Below are 25487 nucleotides of genomic sequence, written 5' to 3' on the forward strand. Positions count from 1 at the left end.
CGTGAAAATTTAGAAAATGTTGTATATGAGATTAAAAAAAATATAGAAATATAGAAAACCAGAATAGAGACTACAAAAAGCCCAACCACTCTCTACCCCTCACTACATCTAGTGATTGCTAATATTCTAGAGTTTCCTACCTTTGCATAAACTAAAAGCTAATTTTTTTCTTTTTTTCTAAAAAAAAGTATTTAACGATCAACTTTTTTCGATCAAACCCAACTTTTTACCAAAGTAATAAATAGGTCTGTGACCTTTGAATTGAACATAATGAAGAAAAACTGTTATCTCCTCTTATTATGTATTTCCTTAGTGAATACCAATACCATACTAGCCGAAGACACAACCATTCCACGAGATTCGATAAAAATGTCATATACAGCAGATGAAGTTGTTATTCAAGCATTTAAAAAGAATGACAATATTTCGGTACAACCCGTATCTGCTACATTGATTACAGATCAGACGATCAAAGACCGAAACATCAGCAATATCAAAGAAGTGAGTGCTTATGTACCCAACCTTTTTATTCCGGACTACGGTTCTAAGATGACATCACCCGCATATATCAGAGGTGTAGGATCGAGAATAAACGCACCATCGGTAGGTTTATATGTAGACGGTATCCCTTATTTCGACAGATCGACTTTTGATTTCAGTCTCAACGATATAGACCGCATCGAAGTACTTAGAGGCCCTCAGGGAACACTCTACGGACGTAATACAATGGGAGGCATCATCAATGTATTTACCAAATCGCCTTTCAAATACAAGGAAACAAACCTGAGCCTATCGGCAAGCAGCTACGATAATTACAAGGCCGAAGCATCTCATTACGACAATATAAATAATGTTTTGGGATATTCCCTGTCCGGAAATGTTTCGCATGCAGGAGGATATTTCCGCAATCGTTTTACCGGCAAAAGAGCCGATCCTGTAGATGCCGCTGCCGGACGTATCCGCTTAAGCTGGAAAATTCAACCTCAGCTTTATATCCACCTTACATCCGCATACGAGTATTCCGACCAGGGAGGTTATCCATACGGAATATATCATGCCGAAAATAATTCGGTAGATGATGTCAATTACAATATGCCCTCGTTTTATCGCCGCAATGTTTCTACAACGGGTGTGAACGTGGCATATACGACAGATAACATACAACTCAGCTCGCAGACATCATTTCAATACTTCGACGGACGTCAGGGTATAGATCAGGATTTCAGTACTACCGACCTTTATTATGTAGACTTCGGACAACGTCAGAGAATGGTTTCTCAGGAACTAAACTTCAAATCGAGAGGCAGCAGCAAATACCAATGGCAATTCGGCGCATTCGGTTTTTATCAGGATTTCAGTACCGATAACGACATAGATAACCGAGGAACAGCCGTGCATACCCTGCAAGATATAAACAGCCCGACAAGGGGAGCCGCCGTATACCATCAGTCAACATTCAACGATATTTTGACCGATGGACTATCGCTTATACTGGGAGCCCGTTACGATTGGGAAGAAGCCCGTATGCACACCGTTGTACATAGTCTGAAAGCTGATACTAAAACCGAAACGATGAATATCAGACGACAAGATCATTTTTCGGAATTTACACCTAAGGCATCATTACAATATCGGTTTACAAATGACGAAATAGTTTATTTCTCTGTCGCCAAAGGATACAAAGCCGGAGGTTTCAATACAACAGTAGAGCGTGACGAAGACCGATCGTTCAAACCCGAACAAAGCTGGAATTACGAAATAGGCACAAAAGCAAGCTGTTTGGATAAATTGATATACACTGAAATCAGCCTGTTCTATATAGACTGGAAAGATCAACAGATATCACAATCACAACCAAGCGGAAAAGGATTCCTGCTGCGTAATGCCGGTAAATCGGTTAGTAAAGGTCTTGAAGTCACATTACACATAAATCCGATGGAAAACCTGAGCGTGCAGTTGAGTTACGGTTACACTCATGCCAAATTTAAACGATATACCGTGAATGACACTGTAAGTTATGCTAACAATCGCCTACCGATGGTTCCATCGAATACGTTTTCGGTAACAGCCGATTACACCATCAAACTAAAAGATTCGTTTCTTGATAAAATTGTCTTAAACGGACAATATGTAGGTCTTGGCAAACTATACTGGAATGAAGATAATAAAGCTATGCAGCCTTACTATGGAACATTCAACGGTAAGGTCTCATTCGTTGCTAAAAAAATCTCATTCGATCTATGGGCTAAAAATATAGGCTGCAAAGATTATATATCATATTATTTTACATCAATGGGTAAGACCTTTGCTCAGGCAGGACGTCCGTTTACATTCGGGGCTAATGTCAATCTGAAATTTTAAGGTCTCAGACCTTTTTATTGTCCACCCAAGTATAACAGCAACAACCTGTTATTGCTTTAAAATGCAACATTAAATACTTACTGTTACTTATAAGGTAGAAAGCATACCACAGTAACAAATCTGCAAGATACTGGTAGTAATCAGAAAGAAAATAAAGAAGTCATTCTATTTGGAATGACTTCTTTATTTATGATATACGATTTGTTATAGTTTACTTCAACACATGACCGAATAATCTTTTTTCGGAAGGAGTCAACTCTTTCAATTCGGGTTCGGGCTGGGTAAGAATTTCTGCTAATAAAGCCTGAAAATTCGGTGCCAGACTTTCGGTTTCACCCGTTTCATTATCGACATATACTATCCGGTAATCTTTATTTTCGCAATCCTCATCGAGCAGATCAAAACATATATCCCCGTGATCACTATACTCTCCGATACTGAATAATCCTTTATCGAGAATGAACTCCCGTTTCTCCTCATTCTGCTTTTTCAGGATAGTTGCCCATGTATTTATGGGGGACGGATAGAGCTTAATTTCAATATTCCAATACACCTGATAAAAATGCCTGTAACTTAAATACCACTTATATGTATCGGGTAATTTTATCGAAAAATAGGTTTCAAAATCTTTTATATCTTTCGGGGTTATTGTGCTTGCTACGGGTTTCCACTCTTTATATTCATCGGTTATTTTGTTCACAATCGATCCACTGGTATCGGGCTGTACTAATTTCATAACATCAGGTTTATCCCTATACTCTTCCGGATTGGAACCGATATACATTTCGGGTTGGACACCCTCACCAAACTCCTGAACAAAAAACGAGTCAACATACATTAAATACTCGTGGTGTTTACGAGCCAAGGCTATCGCCTTGTCTACATAATATTCGATTACAGTATAATCAGGCATTCTATTTCTCCTCGCTCTTTAAAGGTCACAGACCTTTTTTGTTATTTAGTAAGTATTACCTCAGTCCTTATCATTATTTTGATACATTTAATCAAAACAAAGGATACCAAGAATACTTACGTTAGTTAGATCATCAATACTTCAAACAGAATTCCTGTTGCGCCACCGTCTTTATTGTTCAACACTCGTGCTGCTTTATAAAAAAAACTCTGACTAATTTCAGTAAAGGAAGCTGACCTGCCCCCTCTATACACAAGACGGTTTACCAAATGTAGTTTTTTTTCGGATAACCGCCAATATATTAAACAAATAAATTATCAACATTAACCGAAATGCAACTATAAAGGCGCATCGATAAACAGGTCACTACATATAGTGATTTTTTTAGTCGATTGAATTTTGTAAATTTGCAGATAATAATAGCAGTTTTTATCTATACAGAAAAGTAAATATGGAAATTAAGGTCTCAGACCTATTTATTGTCTACCCAAGTATAACTCCAATAGAAAGTTATTACTTTAAAACATGACGTTAAATACCTACTGCTACTTATTAGATTAGTAAATACGAAAATTAAGGAAAAAAGTTACTTCTGAAAAAAGACAAAAAGAGTGTGACTTTTGTAACCTTTTCGGGAAATGCCCCAAACCCCTAAGAGCTTTTTCGGGAGACAGCAGCATCCTCTTTTGGGGACAGAGGGGTAAAAAAGGAACAATAGAAAACATGCAATTGTGCAGTAACCTTTGTTACCTTTTAAAGACAAACACCTGATAAACAGCGATCAACTAAATAATAATTATTAATATAGAAAGGATGAGACCTTTCTACTGAAATAGCGAAATATAAACTGAATGAATCTAAACCGAGGTATTGACAACGGAAGTCGGCTCTTCACTTTTTTGTGTCTGTATATTGCCCAAACAATTCCGATGAGTTTTTTCTCAACGATACTGCCCGTACTTATGCGCCAGCAGAATTTTTCATTAGAAACGATCGGACTCCTACAGTTTATGAAACTGCCGTGGGTACTTAAATTTCTCTGGTCACCGGCAATAGACCGCAGCTGCAACAAGCTAAGCCACTATAAGAGTTGGATATTTTCATCGGAAATCATTTATGCAGTTATCATACTCGCAATCTCTTTTCTCGATCTCGAAACAAATATATATACCATTGTTGCACTTATCATCTTTTCGTTCGTAGCATCAGCCACGCAAGATATAGCGACCGATGCACTAGCGGTTCTGTCATTCGATAAAAAAGACAAAAGTATGGTAAACAGCATGCAGTCGGTCGGAAGTTTTGCAGGGGCAATGATTGGCGGAGGTTTATTATTGCTTCTATATCACAAAGTCGGATGGAACCAGTTACTTCCTTATCTGGCTCTATTTGTAGTTGTGGCACTTGTTCCGCTGTTCTTTTTCAAGACCAGCCACGCCGAACAGCCGAATAAGAAAAAAGAAATGAAAGCCCCTCATCCTGATGACCTTCTCGGTTTTTTCAAACAAAAAGGCATCTGGAAACAAATTATCTTTCTGTTTTTCTACTATGCCGGACTCATCGGAACATTAGCCATGCTCAAACCGATGTTGGTCGATTATGGTTACAACATAAAGGAAATAGGTGTAATGTCGGGTATCATCGGTACATCTATCGGTTGTGTAGGCTCTCTGTCGGGAGGTTTTATAGTCAGACGGTTCGGACGATTCTGGCCTCGTATTATTTTCGGGGTTTGTGTTTTAATCACGACCGTGTATTTCTACATGCTGGTAACCTGTCTTGAGGTAAATATCGCAACCCTGCACTTAGGAATCAGCCTTCTTTGGGCTAGTTATGGTATGGCCACCATAGTTGTTTACACCACAGCAATGGATTGTGTACGTAAAGGCTACGAAGGAACCGATTTTACGATACAAACCGTCATAACCCATCTTAGCGGAATGCTTATGGCTGCTATTGCAGGCAAAGTCGCCGGATCGCTGGGATATGCCAATCTGTTCTTATTCGAAAGTTGCATTGCCTTATTCTCTCTGATATATATACTTCTGATTTTCAGAAAAGATAAAGTAAAAGAAGATAATGATGAAACAAGAGTTACTCAACAAATATAATGTAGCCGTACCACGTTATACGAGCTATCCTCCTGCAAACTTCTTCACCGAAACATTCGATGCTGTGAGTTATCGCAATGCCATTATAGCATCTAACGAACAGCAGCCTCAGCATATATCGTTTTACATACATATCCCGTTTTGTTTCAAGATGTGTCACTATTGCGGATGCAATGCCATACTGATGCAAAACAAGAATGTAGTATCCGAATACATGGATGCGGTCAAGCGTGAGATAGAAATGGTACTTCCCTTACTCGACCACAACCGTAAGATATCCCAGATCCATTACGGAGGAGGAAGCCCTACATCTCAACCGGTATCGGCATTAAGAGAAATCAATGAGATGCTGATATCGGGATTTACAACCATCGACCAGCCCGAAATAGCCATAGAATGTCATCCGGGATATCTGGACGAACAATACTGGCTCGACCTGATAGATGCAGGTTTCAACCGCCTGAGCCTGGGTATCCAGGACTTCAACGAAGATGTTTTAAAAACTGTTAACAGAAAGCCGTCTAAAATGCCTGTTGAGCAGATAGCATCTTTGCTCAGGTCGAAAGGTATTGCGCTGAATATGGACTTTATTTACGGACTGCCTCAGCAAACGCCTCAATCGTTTGCAGATACGATAAGTAAGGCTATTGACATGCAGCCCGACAGACTTGTTACTTTTTCGTATGCTCATGTGCCTTGGGTAAATCCCAAAATGGCGATTCTTGAACAAGCCGGATTACCTGATCCTGTACAGAAAAACAACTTGTACGAAACTGCTCGTCAACTGCTTACTTCCGCCGGATATTGTACCGTTGGATTAGATCACTTTGTACGTCCGAATGACGAATTGTATATCGCCCAGCAAAACAAAAACCTGCACCGTAACTTTCAGGGATATTGTACCCGCCGGACTACGGGTCAGGTATATGCTTTCGGGGTGACAGGCATCAGCCAGCTATCGACAGCTTACAGCCAAAATATAAAAGATCTTAAAAGCTATATAGAAAAAGTGAACGCAGGAGAACTTCCTGTACTGAAAGGATATACCTTGAACAGAGAAGAGCAGATTACCCGTGAAGTAATCACTTCGCTAATGTGTAACTATCACATAGAATGGGCTGATATAGCACAGCATCTCGAAACAAATATTGAAGAAATCAAGTCTTCTTTGCACTACAATGACACAATTTTACGTACATTTGCCAATGATGGTATTATCGATTATAATTCTGATTATATCAGTATCCTTCCGGAAGCCACACCGTTTGTCCGTAATGTTGCAGCTTCGCTCGACAAATTAATGATAAACACAGATAAACAGTTTTCGAAGGTCGGTTGATCACTTATTCGTTTGCCAAAAGTAATAAATAGGTCTCTTAGACTTTAAAATACGTTAACCTCATGTCTAAAAAAGATTTAATTAGGCTATTAATCAAAATAGCCGGGATTATTTTATTTTTTAACTACCTTTCATCCTTCATCAGTCAGGTAGCACTATTCATTATTACATTCGAATGGTCTTCATTCCTTCTGCTGTTAGTTTCTACATTCATCACCATATCGCTGGTTATAATACTTATATTTTCGCCTGATAAAGTAATAAATCTATTAAGGCTAGATAAAGGCTTTGATGATGATCGGGTTACCTTCAACTTTCAGCATGCTGAAACTGCTGTCGGAATAATTATCCTTGCTTTGGGTGGAATATTTATACTTAACAATATTGCTCCGCTCATGGTCGAGATTGGGTATCGTATTCAAACATCGGTCGATAACAACCAATTTTTATCGAGTATGCCAACTCCCAATGATAAGAGATTATACATTTCTATTATCGAAATAGGGATAGGATATTTATTGATGTCGAACTACAAACTATTGGCACAGATACTGACCTCTAAAAAACGGGAATAAGATGCTGATATAAGCTATAAAATAAAAGACCCGAAAATAATTTTCGGGTCTTTTGGTTATTGTAAAATGACAAAATCAACGTCTTTCTATTTTAAGAATATCTTTTGTGGCAAAATTAACTAAACGTCCTTCTGCCATTTTGAACATACATGCCGAATTATCAATATTAAGCAATGTTCCTGTAAGTTTAGCTCCGTTTTTGAAGTACAATGTTGCAGGATAACCTTCTTCAATCTGCCTTACTTCGGTCTGAGAATAAGAATAAACGGGACTGTCAGGGGCTTGAGATTGAGGCTGTGGATAATAATATTGCTGCTGAGGCTCTGCCGGAACCACATATTGCTGAGGTTGAGGTTCCTGATATTGCACCTGTGGCTGCACATAATATTGTTGCTGCTGTATAATACGGGGCTGATTGTTGTAAGGCACAACATTCCCGTTTTCAACAGTCATTAAACCAGTATAAGGATCATTTTGTACAGGTTGTACAGGTTGCTGGTTATATGCAGATTTGTTCTGACGATTATACATCATCGACCGATATTCGGGCGTATACATATCATCGGTAAGAGTATAAGAATTCGGTCTGTTATATAAATTATTATCCAAAGACCTGTTGCGTCCATTTACCGATTGGCTGGTTCTATTTGACTGAGGTGTATTATAAACCTGCACATAATTATAGCCTCCGTAGTTAGGGATTACTGGTTGCGCGGCCTGATTATAATTATAAACAGATGGCTGATTCTGGTTGTTTCGGGCTGTAGTCATATCCACAATCTGTGGCATGTATTGAGCGGAAGAGTTGTCTTGATAATTCTGAACAGGTTGTACAGCTGCCATCGGGCAGGAATTCTTCTTAACAGGTGCCTGAAAAACAGGTTGATTGGACTGTATAGGTGCAGTATATTCATTAGCACTGTAAATCACTTTACTATTCTGATCATTACGTGCATATGTCCGGTTTATCTGTTGGGTCGTAACATCCCCTTTGGTTGCTTTGTATACCTTAGGACGAGCCTGATCATCATACACCACTACGCTATCTGGGGTTTTACAAGAAGTCATCACAGCTCCCGCTATAATGCCTGTATACATTAACAATTCGAATTGTTTTTTCATATAAATGATTGGTTTATTCCTTGTACTTAATAAACACAAAAATATACATTTATTCAGAAAAAACAATATTTAAGACTGCATTGTTAACAAAAAGTATTCAGATATGTTAATGTAAAATATTTATTTGTCTGTACTCTGCCCTTTATTCTCGACATTCTGCTTATTCAACAAACTGTGTTTACGCCCGTATGTGAAGTATATAACTAAACCAACGGCAGTCCATATAATCAGTCTTAACCAAGTACTCCATGGTAAAGCAACCATCTGCATAATACATATACCCGCGCCCAAAAGAGGAACAAGAGGTACTAACGGAGTTTTGAACGGACGTTTCAGATCGGGCTCTGTTTTTCTCAACACAAGAATAGATAGACAAACAATGGCGAAAGCCATAAGCGTTCCGATAGACACCAATTCACTGAGAACATGTAACGGAAACAAACCTGCAAACACAGAAGTAACAATACATGCTATGAGTGTGGCACGATGAGGGATACCTTTCTTATCATGTATCTTAGAAAAATACTTGGGAAGTAACCCATCCTTCGATATGGAATAGTAGATACGTGACTGCCCCAACATCATTACCAGAATAACGGAACTAAGTCCGGCAATAGCCCCCAGCTTGATAAAAGGACTGAGCCATGCCAATCCACTGCCGGCACGGTCTATCGCCAATGCTATAGGAGCCGCTACATCCAGATCTTTGTAATTCACAATTCCGGTAAGCACGGCTGTAACGGAAATATATAAAACCGCACATACCAAGAGAGACATAAGAATACCTTTGGGCATATCTCTTTGCGGATTCTTTGCTTCCTGAGCCGCTGTCGATAAGGCATCGAACCCGAGATAAGCATAAAATACAACACCTGCCCCTCGAAGAATACCGCTCCAGCCAAATTCTCCGAAGTTTCCTGTATTCTCAGGAATATAAGGAGTCCAGTTTTCTAAATTGATATACGACAATCCAAAGCCAATAAATAGAAGTATTACTCCTACTTTGATAACTACTACTATATTATTAATCAATGCCGACTGCTTTATTCCTCCCATCAACAATGTTGATACAAGAACAACTATAAACACCGCCGGAAAGTTGAAAAGGCTGCCTGTCATCACCCAACCATCATCCGTATGATCGAATGTAGACTGAATAAGATGTTGAGGCAGATGAATCCCCCACCCTTCGCAAAGACTGATCATATATCCCGACCATCCGACCGAAACACTCGAACAGGCAAACAAATATTCGAGAATAAGCACCCACCCGATAAACCATGCCAACCCTTCTCCCATAGTCGAATAACTATATGAATATACACTTCCAGCAACGGGTATCATAGCTGCAAACTCGGCATAGCAAAACCCTGCCATTACACAGCCTATAGCCGATATTAGAAAAGAGATAGTTAATCCGGGTCCGGCATAATTAGCAGCGGCTGTACCCGTTATAACAAAGATTCCGGTTCCTACGATAGCGCCTATTCCTAAAGTAATAAGATTAGCGGCTGACAGATTACGTCTCAAACCATCGTTAGTTCCTTTGGTTTCGGAAAGCATCCGGTTGATGTCTTTTTTTCTGAAAATACTCTCAAGCATTCGATTTATGTGTTTTCGGATTAAGGTGTCTGACCTGATTCTACAATAATACTGTTATTTCTAAATTCTACCTATCTATAAAATTTGGCTAAAAGTAATAAAAATCGATGTGACCAACAGATAATCCTTTAATATAAAAGACCTATTTAACAGAAATTGCTATAAAAATGGGCTCTTTTGACTATAATCATCGGTAAAAATCCTTTTTCACAGAAAAAGGCCAATATATAAAACCGAAAAAATGACATATTGAGATATATTTCGATATATATTTGCACTTTACATTCATCAAACACCCAGAATATAAAATAACAAGCATGAGCCATCAGAAAGTCAGAGAAGACAATACGTGTCAAAACTGTGGTAAATATGTTCAAAATCGGTATTGTCCTCATTGCGGGCAGGAGAATATAGAAGTCCGTTATTCTTTTCCGGGACTTATACATCACTTTGCAGCCGATCTTTTTCATTACGACAGTTCGATATGGCTCACGGCCAGATATCTGCTTACGTCTCCGGGGAAATTAGCCAAAGAATATATTTCGGGCAAACGAAAAACATATGTCGACCCTATCAAACTTTATATCTTCATCAGTTTTATTACTTTCTTTTCGTTAGGAATATTTTCGCATTATCAGATTGCTAATATTTCAGGTAATACCGATACTGTAAAACTGACAGTTTCGGGAACAGATAAACAAACAGGAAAGCCACTATCTGTGACAGTCAACAGTACCGAACAGCTCGATTCGCTTACCAATACCCAGAATGTAGCTTTCAAGGAGCATTACTCCACTAAATACCTTCTGAGAGCGGTAAACAACATTTCCAATGAGCACAAACGGGAACAATTTAAAGAATTCGCAACTCACAACCTGCCAAAAGTATTATTTGTATATATGCCTATTTTTGCCTTCTGGCTATGGGTATTCCATTACAAGCAAAGGAAATATTATTCCGACAGCGGTATATTTACGCTCTATTTCTTTTCGTTCATTCTGCTTCTCTCTACCATCAATATCATACTAAATTATATACTCGAAAAAACAGGAATAGAGCCCTATGTAGATACGTATCTTATGCTATTCAACATTATATATGTTATCTGGTATTTTTTCAAAGCCCATCTCTATTTTTTTGAGGAAAAGAAGTCTGTTTCGGTTCTCAAATCCATTATGATCAGCATCATAGGTTTTATACTGATATCCATTATACTCCTATTGTATATTCTATATGCATTGGTCGCTATATAAGTAAGGTGAAACAGAAACTAATCAGGGTAAACACATTGGGAGTATTTCTCGTCCAGAAAAAAATATGACACTCCAACCTTACATTTTAAGGCATAATTGGCATTCACACTTACTTTTTCCAGAATATAAGGAACGATCAAATATCAAAAAGTAAACATTTTATCTATATCCATTAGATAAAATCTATTGTTTTGCTATATTTGTGATCAAACTAAGGTCGCAAACCTTTTTTCAATCAATTAAAAGTCTCAGACCTTTTTATTACTTTGGTAACTATAACAACCAAAGTCTGTTGTTGACTAAAAAATGTATCACTAAATACTTTCTTTTACTTAAAATAGAACATGAATAAAATTATCCAGAAACAATACTTCTCGCCCAAAGTAGTTGAATTCGTAGTAGAAGCACCTCTCATAGCCCGAAGTCGCCGTGCAGGACATTTTGTAATTGTGAAAGTCGGAGAAAAAGGCGAACGTATCCCTTTGACTATAGCACAAAGCGATGTCGAAAAAGGCACTATCACCATTGTTGTACAAAGTGTGGGTCTATCGTCCGAAAAATTATGTAATCTCGAAGAAGGAGACTACATCACCGATTTGGTAGGACCTTTGGGTAAAGCTACTCATATCGAAAAATACGGAACAGTTATTTGTGCCGGAGGCGGTGTTGGTATTGCTCCGATGCTACCTATTATCGAAGCTATGAAAAAAGCAGGCAACCGTGTTATATCGGTTCTTGCGGCACGTAATAAAGACCTTGTTATATTAGAAGAACAAGTGGCGAAATACTCGGACGAAGTAATCGTTATGACCGATGACGGATCTCACGGACAAAAAGGACTGGTTACAAACGGAGTAGAATCGGTAATAAACCGCGAACAAGTAGATTTGTGTGTAACCATCGGACCTGCCATCATGATGAAATTCGTGTCCCTTCTTACTCAAAAATACAATATCCCCACGATGGCGTCGCTCAACACCATCATGGTAGACGGAACCGGAATGTGCGGAGCATGCCGTGTATCGGTAGACGGCAAGACCAAATTCGTTTGTGTCGACGGACCCGAGTTCGATGCACACAAAGTTGATTTTGACGAAATGCTAATGCGTCTGAAAGCATACAACTGAAAATAATTAATTATCTACAAGATTTGGTTGTCTCTACTTACCAAAGTAATAAAAAAATCTGAGACCTTAACAGAAAGAAAATGACACGACAAGAATATATGAAAGAAAGGCGCAGCGAGCCTTGGAGAGACGAATTGAGAAGAAGTGTAAAAGCAAAAGAACGGGGAGAACGTCCACGTGTACACATGAATGAACTCGATCCTGAATTTCGCAGCCATGAATTGAAAGCCGAAGTAAATCAAGGATTAACAAAAGAACAGGCTATTGCAGAAGCCGGACGATGTCTGGATTGCGGAAATCCGACCTGTGTAACCGGATGCCCTGTCGAAATCAACATCCCTACATTTATAAAAAATATAGAACGGGGCGACTTTATCGAAGCCGCACGTACACTTAAAGAAACCAGTGCATTGCCTGCTGTATGCGGACGTGTATGCCCTCAGGAAAAACAGTGCGAAGCCCAATGTATCTATATACAGAAAATGGGTAAAGAGCCTGTGGCAATCGGCTATCTCGAAAGATTTGCCGCCGACTACGAAAGATTGAACGGTATAATAGCCGAACCCGAGAAGCCGGTATCAAACGGTATCAAAGTAGCAGTTGTAGGCTCAGGCCCCGCCGGGCTCTCTTTCGCCGGAGACATGGCCAAACGAGGGTACGACATAACCGTGTTTGAAGCCCTGCATGAAATAGGCGGGGTATTAAAATACGGAATACCCGAATTCCGCCTGCCAAACGATGTTGTTGATGTAGAAATAGAAACCCTTCGCAAAACAGGTGTTAAGTTCGTAAAAAACTGCATTATCGGAAAAACGATATCTCACGAAGATCTTCGTGCCGAAGGATTTAAAGGAATATTTGTAGCCAGCGGCGCAGGATTACCTAATTTTATGAATATTCCGGGAGAAAACCTGATCGGGGTAATGTCAGCAAACGAATTCCTTACCCGTGTCAATCTGATGGATGCCTCTAGTCCCGACAGCGACACTCCCGTGCAGAAAGGCAAAAGTGTGGCCATTATCGGAGCAGGAAACACGGCTATGGATGCAGTACGCACCGCACGCCGCCTTGGAGCAGAACGGGCTATGGTCGTTTACCGCCGTTCGGATGAAGAAATGCCGGCTCGTGCTGAAGAAGTAAAACACGCCAAGGAAGAAGGTGTGGAATTCCTGACTCTCCATAATCCGATACAATACGAAGGCGATGATAAAGGTCATGTACAGCGCATGCTCCTTCAGAAAATGGAGTTAGGAGAAGCCGATGCATCCGGACGCCGCAAACCTGTACCTATCGAAGGTGCAACAGAATGGATCGATGTCGATGAAGTTATAGTGAGTGTGGGAGTATCTCCCAATCCTTTGATTCCTTCAACATTCACCGGTCTGGATGTGACAAAATGGGGTACTGTTGTTATCAATCAGGATACAATGCAAACCGACCTTTCGGATGTCTACGCCGGAGGTGATATTGTTCGCGGAGGGGCAACAGTTATTCTGGCTATGGGAGACGGAAGACGTGCAGCTGAAGCGATGGATAAATCTTTACAAGCCAATTAAGGCATACGATATTATACCACATACTGAAACCTGAGTATAAAACTCAGGTTTTTTTATGTAAATTTGTACCGGAAAATAAAAGAACAACAATCCTACTCTAAATCGGGATAAAGTAAAGTATTGCAGGGATAGTTTTAACACTAAAGAAAATAAAGAACAACCATTTGCCAAAATACGTATAATATGAGGAATGAACAAGAACTTGTTAACGAGATATTTGATCGGTTAGATGAGTGGCGCAATTTTCCGGCTTACTTATTAGAAGGCAGGGCTGATATTTTTTTCGGCATATATTTGCCCAATATCATAAAGAAAAAATTTGGATGCACGGTTGATCATATCATCCCCGAATTTCCTATAAAAGCCGGGTTGCTATTCAATGCCGATCCCACAGAATCGGCACATCCGCTGAAAATCAACTTTGTGGCTGTTTGCGAATCGGTGAAGACCGTTTACATGATATCTCTCAAAACTGATATCAATTCGCTGCGTCCATTACAATATAGGTATTTGAGTAAAGCCAGAGAAAATAATATCAAGAACATAGTAGATGGTATTCTCGATATAGAACATGCAAGTATGCTCAAAAAAAAGTACAATAATTTACTTCATAAATTGCATGCCGTAGGATGGCTCGATCAATCGCTGAAAAAAAATACGGCAGGGCAATACAATATCAAGATTGTTTACATACAACCATCCAGCAAGAGCGGAGAAGACGAGATTATCACATTTGATAACATCATAGAGTACCTTTCCGAAAAGAATGACTTCTTTACAACCCGTTTTTGCCGATCGCTGTCGTCTTGGGTCAACAACAGCCCTTCGGAACTACAATAGAGACAATTGAACAAAATATTTCGTACACTCAACTAAATAAGGTTAACTTTGTTATTAACAAAAACAAAGTACATGACTACTTATATTATTATACCCGGACTAGGTAATTCGGGCGAAGACCATTGGCAAACTTTTTTCGAAAAAAGTGGAGACAATTTCCATCGTATCAACCAAAAAGAATGGTATACTCCTCAATGCGATATATGGGTCGAACAAGTTGAGCAAGAATTATCGAACTACTCTCTACCGGAGGTCGTACTGATTGCACACAGTCTGGGATGCCTTACTGTTGCACACTGGGCTGAAAGATACAAACATCAGGTCAAAGGAGCGCTTTTAGTCGCCCCCGCCGATATTGATTCCCTTGTAAATGATCCAAGTTTACCGATGAAAGGATTCTCCCCTATTCCGTTACAGCCCTTGAACTTTCCGACTATACTTGTGGGCAGCGAAAATGACCCGTGGTGCACAATAGAAAGGGCTCAACATTTTGCGGCTCACTGGGGCAGCCAATTTATAAGCGCTGGAAAAGCAGGACATGTCAACGGATTGTCAGGTTATGGAGAATGGTTATCAGGATTAGATCTCATCCGTACGTTTGATTAAAGAAAACTAAGTCTGCATAACTTTTTTCAGCTTTGGTATACTTACGTTACTTAATCCGATAATTATTCTTAAATTAGTATTCGAATTACACCAATTCCTTACCCCTATGCTGAAACAACTATTTACAGAACTTGTAAGCAATTATTCGGCAGACAATAAACTTTCTGTCCGATTATGGAATGAAATTGAGATAAATTATCGTGATGCAGGCAGATACTACCACGATCTCAATCACATTCGTAAAATGTACGATGAATTATCGCAGGTAAAAGACCAGACTGAGGATTGGGATGCAATGCTATTTGCTTTATTTTATCACGATATAATTTATCATACCAAACGGATGGACAATGAGTCGGAAAGTGCCTTGCTGGCAGCAAAACGGCTTAATGAAATACAACATTTTCAGAAAGATCGTATAAACAGATGCTCCGTACATATTTTAGCAACCAAAGGACACCATAAGAGTCTCGATAATGACACCAATCTCTTTATCGATGCCGACTTGTCGATACTAGGCTCCGAAAGTGATGTATACAAGCAGTACATAAAGGATATACGGCGCGAATATTTTATTTATTCAGACAAAGAGTACGCTTACGGACGAAAAAAGGCTTTATCTCATTTTCTGAATATGAAGCAAATATTCAAAACTCCCCATTTTCTATCCAGATACGAAGATCAGGCTCGTAAAAATATTCAGGAAGAGTTGGATCTTCTGGCAGTATGAACAAGAGTACAATAAATCTTGTTATTACCATTTCTCCAATCAGGTTATCATTTAGTTTTAATAATTGAACAATACATTTTAATAAATAAATTCATGAAAAAATTAGGTATATTATTGACTGTTGTTATCCTAGCGATAACAGGTATGAATGTTTATGGACAAACAGCACCGGATCAGAAAGGATCGTTCAACGATATTTTCACACAGATAGATGCTAAAGAAATACCCGAAAGTGTATTCAAACTGGTAGGATCGGATTACAGTGTTATAACAGCCGGAGATCCATCTCTATACAACTCAATGGTTGCAAGCTGGGGAGGCTGGGGTATTCTATTCGAAAAGCCTACAACCTGGTGCTTCCTCCGTTCTAACCGATATACTCTCGAAATAATCAGAAAGAAAGAAACATATACGATGAGTTATTTTGATGACGAATACAAAAAAGACTTTCTTTTGTTCGGCAAAAAATCCGGACGCAACAGCGATAAAATGAAAGAAAGCAAACTATCTGTCATACAAACACCTTCGGGAAATCTGTCATACAAAGAAGCCAAACTAATAATAGAGTGCAAACTGGCAGAAGTAACAACAGTTGCACCCGGCGATTTTTACACAGAGCAAGGCAAAAAATTTGTAGAAGATGCTCATGCCGAAACAAACGATTATCACAAGATTGTATTCGGTGAAATCACAAACGTATGGATACGGAAATAAATAACTGTTCAAATTTAGCTCGTTTAGATTTTTAGAAATCTTTTTTAGCCGATTTTTATTTTTTCGATACGATAACAGCGGGCTGTTTGAGTTGAGAAAGTTATCAAGGTCTAAGACCTTATTTCTTCTTCAAAACATCTATTATACCCTCGAGGTTGACATTAAATTCGGCAAGTTGAGCCAATACCATTCCCGTTTGATTCGACTTGTCGATACCTCCGAGCTTATTGTTCTTACCGAACACCTCTTTGATATGCATCCACCGCCGATGTTCGTCTTCCGATAATAATCGGGCAATCTCTTTCAGTTTCAAAAGATTCGCCTCGGCATTTGATGTCAGTGTCTGCGATTCGCTTTCATAATGAGATAGTATAAGTTCATTTATCTCCTTTGGATTCATCAACGGCACTACCTGACCTATCATCTTATTCATATCCCTATACGATCCTTGCAGTTTAAAGGCCGGTTCCATCCTGTAAGTATCCTGCATCGCTGCACTGGAGATGTAATTCTGATTCACCTTCAAGACTATATCCCGTATGGCTATTGCATTACGAACAACAGCCACAAAATCATCCACATCCTGCTGTGTATAATTGCCTACGAGGTCGGGTAAAGATTCCGATCCGCTTTCTATATAGTTGACAAGTTTATAAAAATCGTCGAAACTTTTTCCTGCTATCTTCTGAATGTATTGATTTTCGACAATGGCATTTTCCAGAAGACTTAGACGGAACAGGTGCTCTGTTCCCCCGATAACATCTCCCAGATTATATACGTCGGCACGATTGGCTAACATATCCGGAATCTGAAATTTTTCGCCGCTCTCGGTATAAGGATTACCTGCCATAATCACACAAAAACGTTTTCCCCGCAGGTCGTAAGTCTTGCTGTCTCCTTCAAAAATGCCATCCATTTTACGCTGTCCGTCAGCCAAAGAAATGAACTTCTGCAAAAATTCAGAACTGCAATGCTGAATATCATCCAGATAGAGCATTACGTTATCTGCCATCTCAAACGAAAGGTTTATCTTTTTCAGTTCTTCTCTTGCTCCCGAAGTTTTTGCTTCTGCCGGATCGATGGATGTTATAGAATGTCCGATAGTAGGACCGTTTATCTTTACAAAATTCAACCCCATGGTTTTAGCCAGATACTCCATCAAGGTAGTTTTACCATACCCGGGAGGAGAAATAAGCAATAACATCCCCATACGGGCAGTTCTTTTATTCTCACCTGCCACCCCCAATTGCTTGGCAAGATTAGCGCCTATCAACGGAAGATATACTTCATTGATAAGTTTATTACGGACAAAGGACGTTAAAACCTTAGGTTTCAGCTCTTCTAATTTTAATGATTTACGGAATGCCGCAATCAAGATATCTTTTTGCCGGATAAATTCATTAAAGTCAGTTACACTTACTTCTTCGAAACAGCTTAATTTATCCACGAATCGATGGTAATCAAGTAGATACAGTCCATTTTCAATTACAGGGTGACTCCCTCTCAGATCATCTATCTGTAATTTATCCGCTGCTATATGCACCGAATATTCCTGCTTGCGCAGTAACAGCAGACATGCAGTTTCTTCCACATATTTCTTCAGGGGAATGTATTCAGATGATAGATCAACAAATGAATTCAGCCAGTTCTGAACCAGATAAAAACGGTCTACAGGATCGAAGGTGTTACTTGCCGTATCACTTTCGAAATCTTCAAAAAGGCCTTTATCTTCAAGATATTTCACAAACTTGTCTCGGAGTAACGCAGCCTGCTCACTGCAAGTAAACACCTGTGAATCGGCAAACTCAGCGAAAAGATAATCGGCAACTTTACTTTCAAAACTTTCTGAAACACTGAAATAAGTATTCCACTCTTTAAAGCTCTCTCTTATCTGAGTGATTACATAGTGATAATTTCCTGATTTTGGAAATGCCTTTAATACCAGATTAGCTGAGGTTATCAGTTTGAACAACCGTTTTTTATCATCATCCGGCATCATTGTCCAGAACAACTGGGCTGCAATCCTCACTTTCGGTTCGAAAGCCAAAAGCCCCAGATCGATATACAATTTACGTAACGTTTCGTAAATACGTAATGCGTCAAAATCGTGTACACCCTTCATGTATGATTCACTATAATTCTGCTCGACCCGTTGATTCACAAATAGTTTAACATCAAAGTCTGGATTTTTCAGGCTCTCTTCGAATGCCAGATTTGCGAGATATTCAGCTCGGTACACGTCCTTGTTTTCCGAAACAATCTCCTGTTCCCATATATCCCGATAACGGTTGATCTCATCGTTTCGTATCTCATAATAGAACCCAGTACCGGTCAGATGATAGAATAGTTTATCTTCTCTGCGGACAACGGTCAGATCCAGCGATTGCTTATTTACTGCAAATTTATAGCTGCCTAAGGATATAATGTTATCGCCATCGACAAACAATTCGGTTCGATCTTTCAGTACACGAAGGGCATCTTCGAGCGAAGTTTTCAGGCTGTTTTCGAGATTCTCGGCTTTCGACACATCACCCAGAGACTTCAATTCTTCGACCAATTTGCGAATTTTATCCGCCATCAGATCAGTAGAAAAGAATGCTTGAATTTCTTCCCGTGTTTTGAATGTCTGCGCCTTGTTCTCAACGTTCTTCAAAACGCGCAGTCCTATTTGTTCCAATGATGATGTACGGCGGTTTATCTGTTCTATAAGCTGAGCTTTTTTACCATCGAAAGCCTTCACCACATCGTTCCGTTTCTCTGCAATACGGAGTATAAAATCGTCAAAATCGGCATACTTGCTTTCGAGTTCCTCTACCTGTATACTTACTTTAGTAAAATACTCATCGCAGCGTTCGGGAGACGTAGCCAACTCCAGATAGTTAACGATACTTTGCTCGAGCAGAGTTATTTGTGCCTTAAAATCAGCAACAGCTTCGTGTGTATGCAATGAGTCGATCTTCCGTTTCAGTTGCGCCCGCACTTCATTGAGCGAAGAAAATATCAATGATATTTTTTCGACAATACGGGTTGCTTCAGTAGTATCGTCTATTTTCAAACTATTGAGAATATCGATAAGCAACTCAAGCTCAGAAGAAATCAATTTGCAATTATCCTCTATTTTATTGGCATCTATAACTTTAGTTACATTATCGACTTCACCCCGCTGCACTTCTACCTTCTGGTCGTAGGGAATCAGTGCTTCGTCTTTCAAGAGGAAAGCGATTGTTTTTTCTGAAAGCTTTTGACTTGTTTCATTCAACAAGCCTTTGTATTCATTAACTTTCGCAGTATCTATGTATTTTACATTACCCAGTTCAATAACTTCACCATGCAGTTTTCGAGTATCAGCCAGTTGCTTGACTAACTGATCGAGAGTCGAGTAACGTGCATTCTTGACTTCAAACAGCAGTTTATCTACCTTTTCGGCAGCAGCAATCAGTGTTTCTCCGGCATGCTTTTTCTGAGTCTGTACCTTGTCAAACTCATCTATAGCAGTATTCGCTATTTCCTTGATTTGCTTTAAAGGCGAAGATATTTCGAAAGTTTCGGCACTCGAAATCCAGAAAAAGGCATCGAGTATATCATTTGACTTCTTTACAATATCCTCATACAAACCTTCATACGAATCTTCTTTATTGATAAGTAAAATAACTTCCTGACATTCTGCCATCGCCCTCACAATACTTTTATTGCCTATTTTATAGAGAAAATTGTCTTTTTTCTGAGGATTTTCTCTCCATTCGATCATATAAGGCGTTTGCCATATCTGCACCTGATGATGACGTGTAGCCTCCTTTTCCGATCTGAAATAAATAAGGGAACCATCGGCAAAGAATGTAAATCCGTTACAGATAATAGGTGTTTCGACCTGCTGACGGATTATATTATAAGACATCAGAACATAAATATTGCTTTCATTCTGATAAAAAATATACAGATAGTCTTCTCCATTAGGAGAGGCCACCTTCCGTATAAATTCGAGATTGCTAAGTTCGCTTTCGAATATCTTATGATCGCCATTTTGCAGATAATAACCATTCGGAAAAATAATGCCCTGACTATCGGGCAGCAGTATACCGGCATCGTTGAGGGTATGTATATTTATAACCTCTCTGGTACGTGTATTGAAAACAAAAGCTCGGAAACCTTCCTGATAGGGTTTTATCCGTATCAATATAATATTTCCCAGATCGGCATAATAATATTCGGCATCATCCAATTGCTGGTCTTTATTCTCCACTTTTTCGGAATAAATCCCTTTGCCCGTCTGGGTATTATCTTCTATCTTGAATGTGATATCTCCACCTGTGGCTTCAATAAAGACTTTATCAAGGATGGATATATGCGGAAATGTACCCAGCCGACGGTCGTCCAAAGAGGTTTTATTCCATTTGAATTCGTGCTGAGGAGTTTTTACGACCTCGTGAAAACTGCGGTCGTCCTGATAAATAAGCCTGTTATCTTTGACCAGCCATTTGAAAGCTTTAGCATCATTTACCGATTTGCCCGTCTGAAAAATCATATACAGATAATTCTCCGTACGGCGAAAACGGGAAAATATAGAATCTCTGTAATATTTATAAAGATTTTTATAGTCGGCTATAAACGCTTCATCATTAATAAGCTCGAGCGATTGAGGTTCAAACTGGTTTTCTTCGAACTTATAGATACTGAATACATCACTTAATTGAATATCAGACCGTAAGCCGAAATGCACATTATATCCGAAAATACAGAAATTGCCCAGAGCCATGATACCACGTGACACGCAATTATTTTCTGTATTGATCCGCTGATTGGCTATAAGCGCAAATTCACTGGCTGTAAATACTTCTTTACGGGTATCGTTGAGCTGTAACAAACGTTTGAGCAGGTCGTCTTTCTGGACCTGTAACCGCTTACGTATTATTTCGTATGTTCCGGCATCGAGAGTCTCAGCCGGTTTGATTTGTTCTGTATCTTGCATATATGGTTTAATCTTTACAGATTATAATAATTTATGCCAATCAGCATATGCTATAAAAACATATCCGATCAGACTAAGCTACTCCAATTTCCAACCTCTTTTCTGAAGATATGTTTTACAGGTTATACAAAAGCCTGTTTCATCGAGAGTCGGGCTTTTATATTTCGAGTCCTTCATATAGCAGGTAGGACTAAGCTCACAATGTCCGAGCCCCTCGGTATGCGCCAGTTCGTGAATAGCTACTTTAAATAACTGATCGTAACGATCGTCTCCCCTTCTCGACAAACGATATGTTGATACAATGCAGACATCGCCCGGACTTCGGGCAAGCCCCATTACTCCATAGTCGTAATAACCGTGTGTAGTGGTACTGATATCTTTGTATGTAAGCCCCAGAACAACAACACCTTTTCGCCTGTAACTTTTACGATGCAGATAATATAATAACGAATCTGCCCTATATCTGTGCAATGGTTCAAAATAAGCATTCGATGCCAGAGGGATAGGTCTTGCAATAGAAACGTTAGGAACTATCTGCTGCAAACGTTTCTGTAAAATATCGGCATATTTTTCCGGGAAACCGCCCAGTGGTTGAATCAAAACAGGACGAGATTCTACTGCATCTCCATTGTGATTTTCAGCATCGTCACATGCGGTCAATAGTAAAAATACGCCCAATATAAATAGCAATCTACCCGCTTTCATATCTTCTGTTTTTTTTAAGTTAGGGAGATATGTTACTACCCCCTATATATACAGATTACGACAACTTGTTGTTAGATATTCCCATTGATTTGGCAAGACTCAATAAATTATCAAGAATGCCTTTGTCCTCACTACTTGTACACTGGCTCTGCATTTTGAATATCAGTGCGGCTATACTAAGGTTTTTGATATCTTCGGTAGATATTCCATATTGACGTACAAAGTATTTTATACGGTTCATCAATTCTCCCCCGTTGTGTCCGTCACCAAGTAATGCCTTTTTAATCTGGCTGATATTCTCGCTCTCATTCACCAAACGGTCAAACCCTTTAGCATTCGATATCTGTTTCACAATATTATCGAAAAACATAGTTTCACCACCAACAATATCGATATCTGCCGATTTCAATGCTTCGGCAAGAACGGTAGCCTGAGCATCTGCGATTTCTTTCTGAACTGCAATCTGAGCCAATTCTACGTCTTTCTCTTTTTGTAGTTGCAGCTTAAACTCTTCGTGCTCACGCCCCACTCCATCGAGTTTTTTCATGGCAGCCGCTTTTTCTTCAATACCCGATGCTTCGGCTAAAGCCTTTTCTTTGGCAACTTCGGCTTCCATCAGCCCTTCTTTGCGTTTAGCATCTGCTTTTGCCTGTATTCCGGCAGCTTCAGCAACCGATTTCTTCTCTATAATACTCGATTCTCCAATAGCTGTTGCCAATGATATTTCTTTGGTAACTTCGGCCTCAGCCAAGCCTTCTTTCTTGCGGGCTTCGGCTTTCGCTTCTATACCTGCAGCTTCGGCTCTCGCCTTTTTCTCTATATTGGCAGCTTCTACTGTACCTTGTTGCTCGGCTGCAGCGGCTTTAGCTTTCATAATTTCAGCTTCTGCCAGTCCATATGTCGCGTCTTCTTTTGCCTGAGCTTCCGCCAATACCTTTCGGGCTTCTGCTTGTTTCGCAGATGCTTCTTTTTTGGCATCAGCATCAATCAATAACTGTTTAGCTCTTTCTTCGGCGGCCTTTTTATCAGCTTCGGCAGCTTTTACAGTTTGTATCAATTTTTCTTCCGCTAATTGAGCGGCAGTAGTTATTCCGACTTGCTTTTTACGTTCCACTTCACGGAATGCTTCTATGTCTTTAATATTCTGAGTTTCTTCTACAACTCCTTTTTCGACTTCGACACGCTCACGAATTACATCCTGTATATTTTTCTTTTCTATTTCAAGTACCCGTTCCTTATCTATCTGAGCCAAAGTCACAATACGTTCGCGCTCGGTTTGCTCCAATGCACGGTCTTTTTCCACACGTTCCGCTTCGATAGCTTCAGTTCTCTGTTTGTTCTTCTCTGCTATTATAATCTGACGAAGTTTATTTTCTTCCTGAACAGCCAATTGCTCATCGGTACTAATACGTACAGTTTCGGATTTTAGGCGTTCCTCTTCACGCACCTTCTGAATTTCGGCTCCTTCACGAGCTTTCACATTATCAATTTCCCTTCGTTGTTTCTCCTCTTTTTCTGCCAATTGACGTTCGAGTTCGAGGATAGCTTCACGGGCTTCAACATTCTGTTTTTTGATCACTTTTTCTTCATCCCTGCGAATCTGGTTCGCATTAATATTCTGAGCCGCCGTCAATTCTGTAATTTTACGGATACCTTCGGAGTCCAGAATATTATCAGGGCTAAGAAACTGTATTTCGGTCTGTTCCAGATAGTCGATAGCACAGTCGTCCAGATTATAGCCATTAAGGTCTGTTCCGATAATGTCTATAATCTCGTCACGGAATTCGCGTCGTGCTTCATATAATTCGATGAAGTTAAATTTCTTACCTACGGTTTTGAGGGCTTCCGAAAACTTCGCCTCAAATATATTTTTCAGAGTAGAAATATCGCTTGCACGTTCACAACCGAGAGTCTGAGCCACATTGATTACATCGTTTACCGATTTATTGACACGTACAAAAAACGCCACTTTAATATCGGCACGTATATTGTCTTTACAGATCAGTCCATCGTGCTGCATACGTTCTATTTCGAGTTTTTTGACCGAAATATCCATTATTTCCATCTTATGAAAAACCGGAACAACGTACATTCCTTTGTTAAAGGCAACTCCCGTACCTCCTACCCCAGTGCGGACGATAGCTTTTCCCTGAGGAATTTTTTTGTAAAACGAGGCTAAAACACCTAAGAAGATGAGCAAAAAAAGTAATACTGCTCCTACAATAATTAATATTAGTTCCATAGCTGGTTTAAGTTGTTTATTTTATGCTTATTAATTTTTAACGACTTGATATACATTGCCTTCATCGGGCATACGGGTTATTATGACATAGTCCCCATATGACAGTTTTTCACCCTGCATACTTTTGACATTGAGTCTGATAGGATTTTTCCCGATCAAAAACTCTGCGACTCCGATTTTATTACCTTCTATGCTTGATAACATCTTTCCGGAACAACCGAAAAAATCAATCGCTTTCTCCCCGTTATAGCCTATCTGATGAAAGAAACCCGCCAAAGGTTTTGTCACCCATCCTGTTATAAACAGGCTAACCACAAGTGCCGGCAACAGTATAATAGCTGACCAGTTTCCCCATGCAGACAGATTAATAAAATGAGTCGTCACAAGTGTTGTAATCCATAGAAACAATATAAATACTGTCAGCACTATCATAAACGGAACACGACCCAAGTTCAGAAACTGCAAAGCCTGCAAAAATCCGCCTCCATGACCTGTATCAACATGAACATCATGATCAACATCAATACCGGCATCTATATCAACATCATGCGAAAAGTCTATCCCTAAATCCAAGTCATCCATACCTAAACCGCCGATCAGAGCAAATATCCAGTACAGAATGATTATAATCATCAGTACGGTAGCTATACCGTTAGGTAATGGATTAAAAAGTGTATACAGTATATCCATAAGCCTTAGATTTGAGTTTGTGTGATTATCAAAGC

Annotated in this window: 18 protein-coding genes; 11 read left to right on the forward strand and 7 right to left on the reverse strand. The window is 39.5% G+C overall.

The window, feature by feature from the left end; translation table 11 throughout:
- Positions 1-270: 270 nt before the first annotated feature.
- Positions 271-2361, forward strand: coding sequence for a TonB-dependent receptor (locus AABJ51_RS07575; protein WP_338375233.1), 2091 nt, complete (start codon positions 271-273; stop codon positions 2359-2361).
- Positions 2362-2572: 211 nt separating this feature from the next.
- On the opposite strand, the gene AABJ51_RS07580 is transcribed toward AABJ51_RS07575, so the two are convergent.
- Positions 2573-3274 carry an SMI1/KNR4 family protein gene (locus AABJ51_RS07580; RefSeq protein ID WP_338375235.1) on the reverse strand — a complete coding sequence of 234 codons (702 nt, stop codon included), beginning with the start codon at positions 3272-3274 and terminating at the stop codon, positions 2573-2575.
- An 851-nt stretch (positions 3275-4125) separates the two neighbouring features.
- Here AABJ51_RS07580 and AABJ51_RS07585 point away from each other — a divergent pair.
- The 3 genes from AABJ51_RS07585 to AABJ51_RS07595 all read left to right on the forward strand — a co-directional run bounded on the left by AABJ51_RS07585 (position 4126) and on the right by AABJ51_RS07595 (position 7299).
- Positions 4126-5385: an MFS transporter gene (locus AABJ51_RS07585; RefSeq protein ID WP_338375237.1), complete on the forward strand. Its 1260-nt coding sequence runs from the start codon at positions 4126-4128 to the stop codon at positions 5383-5385.
- The gene (hemN, locus tag AABJ51_RS07590) at positions 5357-6724 is read left to right on the forward strand and encodes an oxygen-independent coproporphyrinogen III oxidase (RefSeq protein ID WP_338375960.1); all 1368 of its coding nucleotides are present in this window, start codon (positions 5357-5359) and stop codon (positions 6722-6724) included. Before AABJ51_RS07585 ends, hemN begins: the two co-directional genes overlap by 29 nt.
- 62 nt (positions 6725-6786) lie before the next feature.
- Positions 6787-7299 (forward strand): hypothetical protein, encoded by a 513-nt coding sequence (locus tag AABJ51_RS07595; RefSeq protein WP_134436467.1) that lies wholly within the window; start codon positions 6787-6789, stop codon positions 7297-7299.
- Positions 7300-7374: 75 nt separating this feature from the next.
- On the opposite strand, the gene AABJ51_RS07600 is transcribed toward AABJ51_RS07595, so the two are convergent.
- Together AABJ51_RS07600 and AABJ51_RS07605 are read right to left on the reverse strand one after the other, a co-directional pair.
- On the reverse strand, positions 7375-8421 hold the full coding sequence (locus AABJ51_RS07600; protein ID WP_338375240.1) for a hypothetical protein: 1047 nt from the start codon (positions 8419-8421) through the stop codon (positions 7375-7377).
- Between the two features lie 120 nt (positions 8422-8541).
- Positions 8542-10023 (reverse strand): amino acid permease, encoded by a 1482-nt coding sequence (locus AABJ51_RS07605; protein ID WP_338375243.1) that lies wholly within the window; start codon positions 10021-10023, stop codon positions 8542-8544.
- A gap of 317 nt (positions 10024-10340) precedes the next feature.
- Between AABJ51_RS07605 and AABJ51_RS07610 the strand changes: the two genes are divergently transcribed.
- From AABJ51_RS07610 to AABJ51_RS07640, 7 genes are all read left to right on the forward strand, one after another.
- Positions 10341-11276 (forward strand): DUF3667 domain-containing protein, encoded by a 936-nt coding sequence (locus AABJ51_RS07610; RefSeq protein ID WP_338375246.1) that lies wholly within the window; start codon positions 10341-10343, stop codon positions 11274-11276.
- 344 nt (positions 11277-11620) lie between these two features.
- Positions 11621-12403 carry a sulfide/dihydroorotate dehydrogenase-like FAD/NAD-binding protein gene (locus AABJ51_RS07615; protein WP_338375249.1) on the forward strand — a complete coding sequence of 261 codons (783 nt, stop codon included), beginning with the start codon at positions 11621-11623 and terminating at the stop codon, positions 12401-12403.
- 80 nt (positions 12404-12483) lie between these two features.
- Positions 12484-13959: an NADPH-dependent glutamate synthase gene (gltA, locus tag AABJ51_RS07620; RefSeq protein WP_026627799.1), complete on the forward strand. Its 1476-nt coding sequence runs from the start codon at positions 12484-12486 to the stop codon at positions 13957-13959.
- A gap of 183 nt (positions 13960-14142) precedes the next feature.
- The gene (locus AABJ51_RS07625; RefSeq protein WP_338375253.1) at positions 14143-14799 is read left to right on the forward strand and encodes a hypothetical protein; all 657 of its coding nucleotides are present in this window, start codon (positions 14143-14145) and stop codon (positions 14797-14799) included.
- A 72-nt stretch (positions 14800-14871) separates the two neighbouring features.
- Positions 14872-15405 carry an RBBP9/YdeN family alpha/beta hydrolase gene (locus AABJ51_RS07630; RefSeq protein WP_338375255.1) on the forward strand — a complete coding sequence of 178 codons (534 nt, stop codon included), beginning with the start codon at positions 14872-14874 and terminating at the stop codon, positions 15403-15405.
- Positions 15406-15511: 106 nt separating this feature from the next.
- Positions 15512-16135: an HD domain-containing protein gene (locus AABJ51_RS07635; RefSeq protein WP_026627802.1), complete on the forward strand. Its 624-nt coding sequence runs from the start codon at positions 15512-15514 to the stop codon at positions 16133-16135.
- A 93-nt stretch (positions 16136-16228) separates the two neighbouring features.
- Positions 16229-16849: a flavin reductase gene (locus AABJ51_RS07640; RefSeq protein WP_338375258.1), complete on the forward strand. Its 621-nt coding sequence runs from the start codon at positions 16229-16231 to the stop codon at positions 16847-16849.
- A gap of 118 nt (positions 16850-16967) precedes the next feature.
- On the opposite strand, the gene AABJ51_RS07645 is transcribed toward AABJ51_RS07640, so the two are convergent.
- The 4 genes from AABJ51_RS07645 to AABJ51_RS07660 all read right to left on the reverse strand — a co-directional run bounded on the left by AABJ51_RS07645 (position 16968) and on the right by AABJ51_RS07660 (position 25452).
- Positions 16968-21815 carry a DNA repair ATPase gene (locus AABJ51_RS07645; protein ID WP_338375260.1) on the reverse strand — a complete coding sequence of 1616 codons (4848 nt, stop codon included), beginning with the start codon at positions 21813-21815 and terminating at the stop codon, positions 16968-16970.
- A 78-nt stretch (positions 21816-21893) separates the two neighbouring features.
- On the reverse strand, positions 21894-22520 hold the full coding sequence (locus tag AABJ51_RS07650; protein WP_338375262.1) for a hypothetical protein: 627 nt from the start codon (positions 22518-22520) through the stop codon (positions 21894-21896).
- Positions 22521-22575: 55 nt separating this feature from the next.
- On the reverse strand, positions 22576-24762 hold the full coding sequence (locus tag AABJ51_RS07655; RefSeq protein WP_321577266.1) for a flotillin family protein: 2187 nt from the start codon (positions 24760-24762) through the stop codon (positions 22576-22578).
- Between the two features lie 30 nt (positions 24763-24792).
- Positions 24793-25452 (reverse strand): hypothetical protein, encoded by a 660-nt coding sequence (locus AABJ51_RS07660; RefSeq protein ID WP_338375265.1) that lies wholly within the window; start codon positions 25450-25452, stop codon positions 24793-24795.
- Positions 25453-25487 lie beyond the last annotated feature (35 nt).

The organism is Indolivaga capnocytophagoides (assembly GCF_036511535.1).
GTDB classification, from domain to species: Bacteria; Bacteroidota; Bacteroidia; order Bacteroidales; family Dysgonomonadaceae; genus Dysgonomonas_A; species Dysgonomonas_A capnocytophagoides.

Coding starts and splice junctions, on each gene's coding strand:
- AABJ51_RS07575 (WP_338375233.1), top strand. CDS start 271: ATGAAGAAAAACTGTTATCTCCTCTTATTATGTATTTCCTTAGTGAAT.
- AABJ51_RS07580 (WP_338375235.1), bottom strand. CDS start 3,274: ATGCCTGATTATACTGTAATCGAATATTATGTAGACAAGGCGATAGCC.
- AABJ51_RS07585 (WP_338375237.1), top strand. CDS start 4,126: ATGAATCTAAACCGAGGTATTGACAACGGAAGTCGGCTCTTCACTTTT.
- hemN (WP_338375960.1), top strand. CDS start 5,357: ATGAAACAAGAGTTACTCAACAAATATAATGTAGCCGTACCACGTTAT.
- AABJ51_RS07595 (WP_134436467.1), top strand. CDS start 6,787: ATGTCTAAAAAAGATTTAATTAGGCTATTAATCAAAATAGCCGGGATT.
- AABJ51_RS07600 (WP_338375240.1), bottom strand. CDS start 8,421: ATGAAAAAACAATTCGAATTGTTAATGTATACAGGCATTATAGCGGGA.
- AABJ51_RS07605 (WP_338375243.1), bottom strand. CDS start 10,023: ATGCTTGAGAGTATTTTCAGAAAAAAAGACATCAACCGGATGCTTTCC.
- AABJ51_RS07610 (WP_338375246.1), top strand. CDS start 10,341: ATGAGCCATCAGAAAGTCAGAGAAGACAATACGTGTCAAAACTGTGGT.
- AABJ51_RS07615 (WP_338375249.1), top strand. CDS start 11,621: ATGAATAAAATTATCCAGAAACAATACTTCTCGCCCAAAGTAGTTGAA.
- gltA (WP_026627799.1), top strand. CDS start 12,484: ATGACACGACAAGAATATATGAAAGAAAGGCGCAGCGAGCCTTGGAGA.
- AABJ51_RS07625 (WP_338375253.1), top strand. CDS start 14,143: ATGAGGAATGAACAAGAACTTGTTAACGAGATATTTGATCGGTTAGAT.
- AABJ51_RS07630 (WP_338375255.1), top strand. CDS start 14,872: ATGACTACTTATATTATTATACCCGGACTAGGTAATTCGGGCGAAGAC.
- AABJ51_RS07635 (WP_026627802.1), top strand. CDS start 15,512: ATGCTGAAACAACTATTTACAGAACTTGTAAGCAATTATTCGGCAGAC.
- AABJ51_RS07640 (WP_338375258.1), top strand. CDS start 16,229: ATGAAAAAATTAGGTATATTATTGACTGTTGTTATCCTAGCGATAACA.
- AABJ51_RS07645 (WP_338375260.1), bottom strand. CDS start 21,815: ATGCAAGATACAGAACAAATCAAACCGGCTGAGACTCTCGATGCCGGA.
- AABJ51_RS07650 (WP_338375262.1), bottom strand. CDS start 22,520: ATGAAAGCGGGTAGATTGCTATTTATATTGGGCGTATTTTTACTATTG.
- AABJ51_RS07655 (WP_321577266.1), bottom strand. CDS start 24,762: ATGGAACTAATATTAATTATTGTAGGAGCAGTATTACTTTTTTTGCTC.
- AABJ51_RS07660 (WP_338375265.1), bottom strand. CDS start 25,452: ATGGATATACTGTATACACTTTTTAATCCATTACCTAACGGTATAGCT.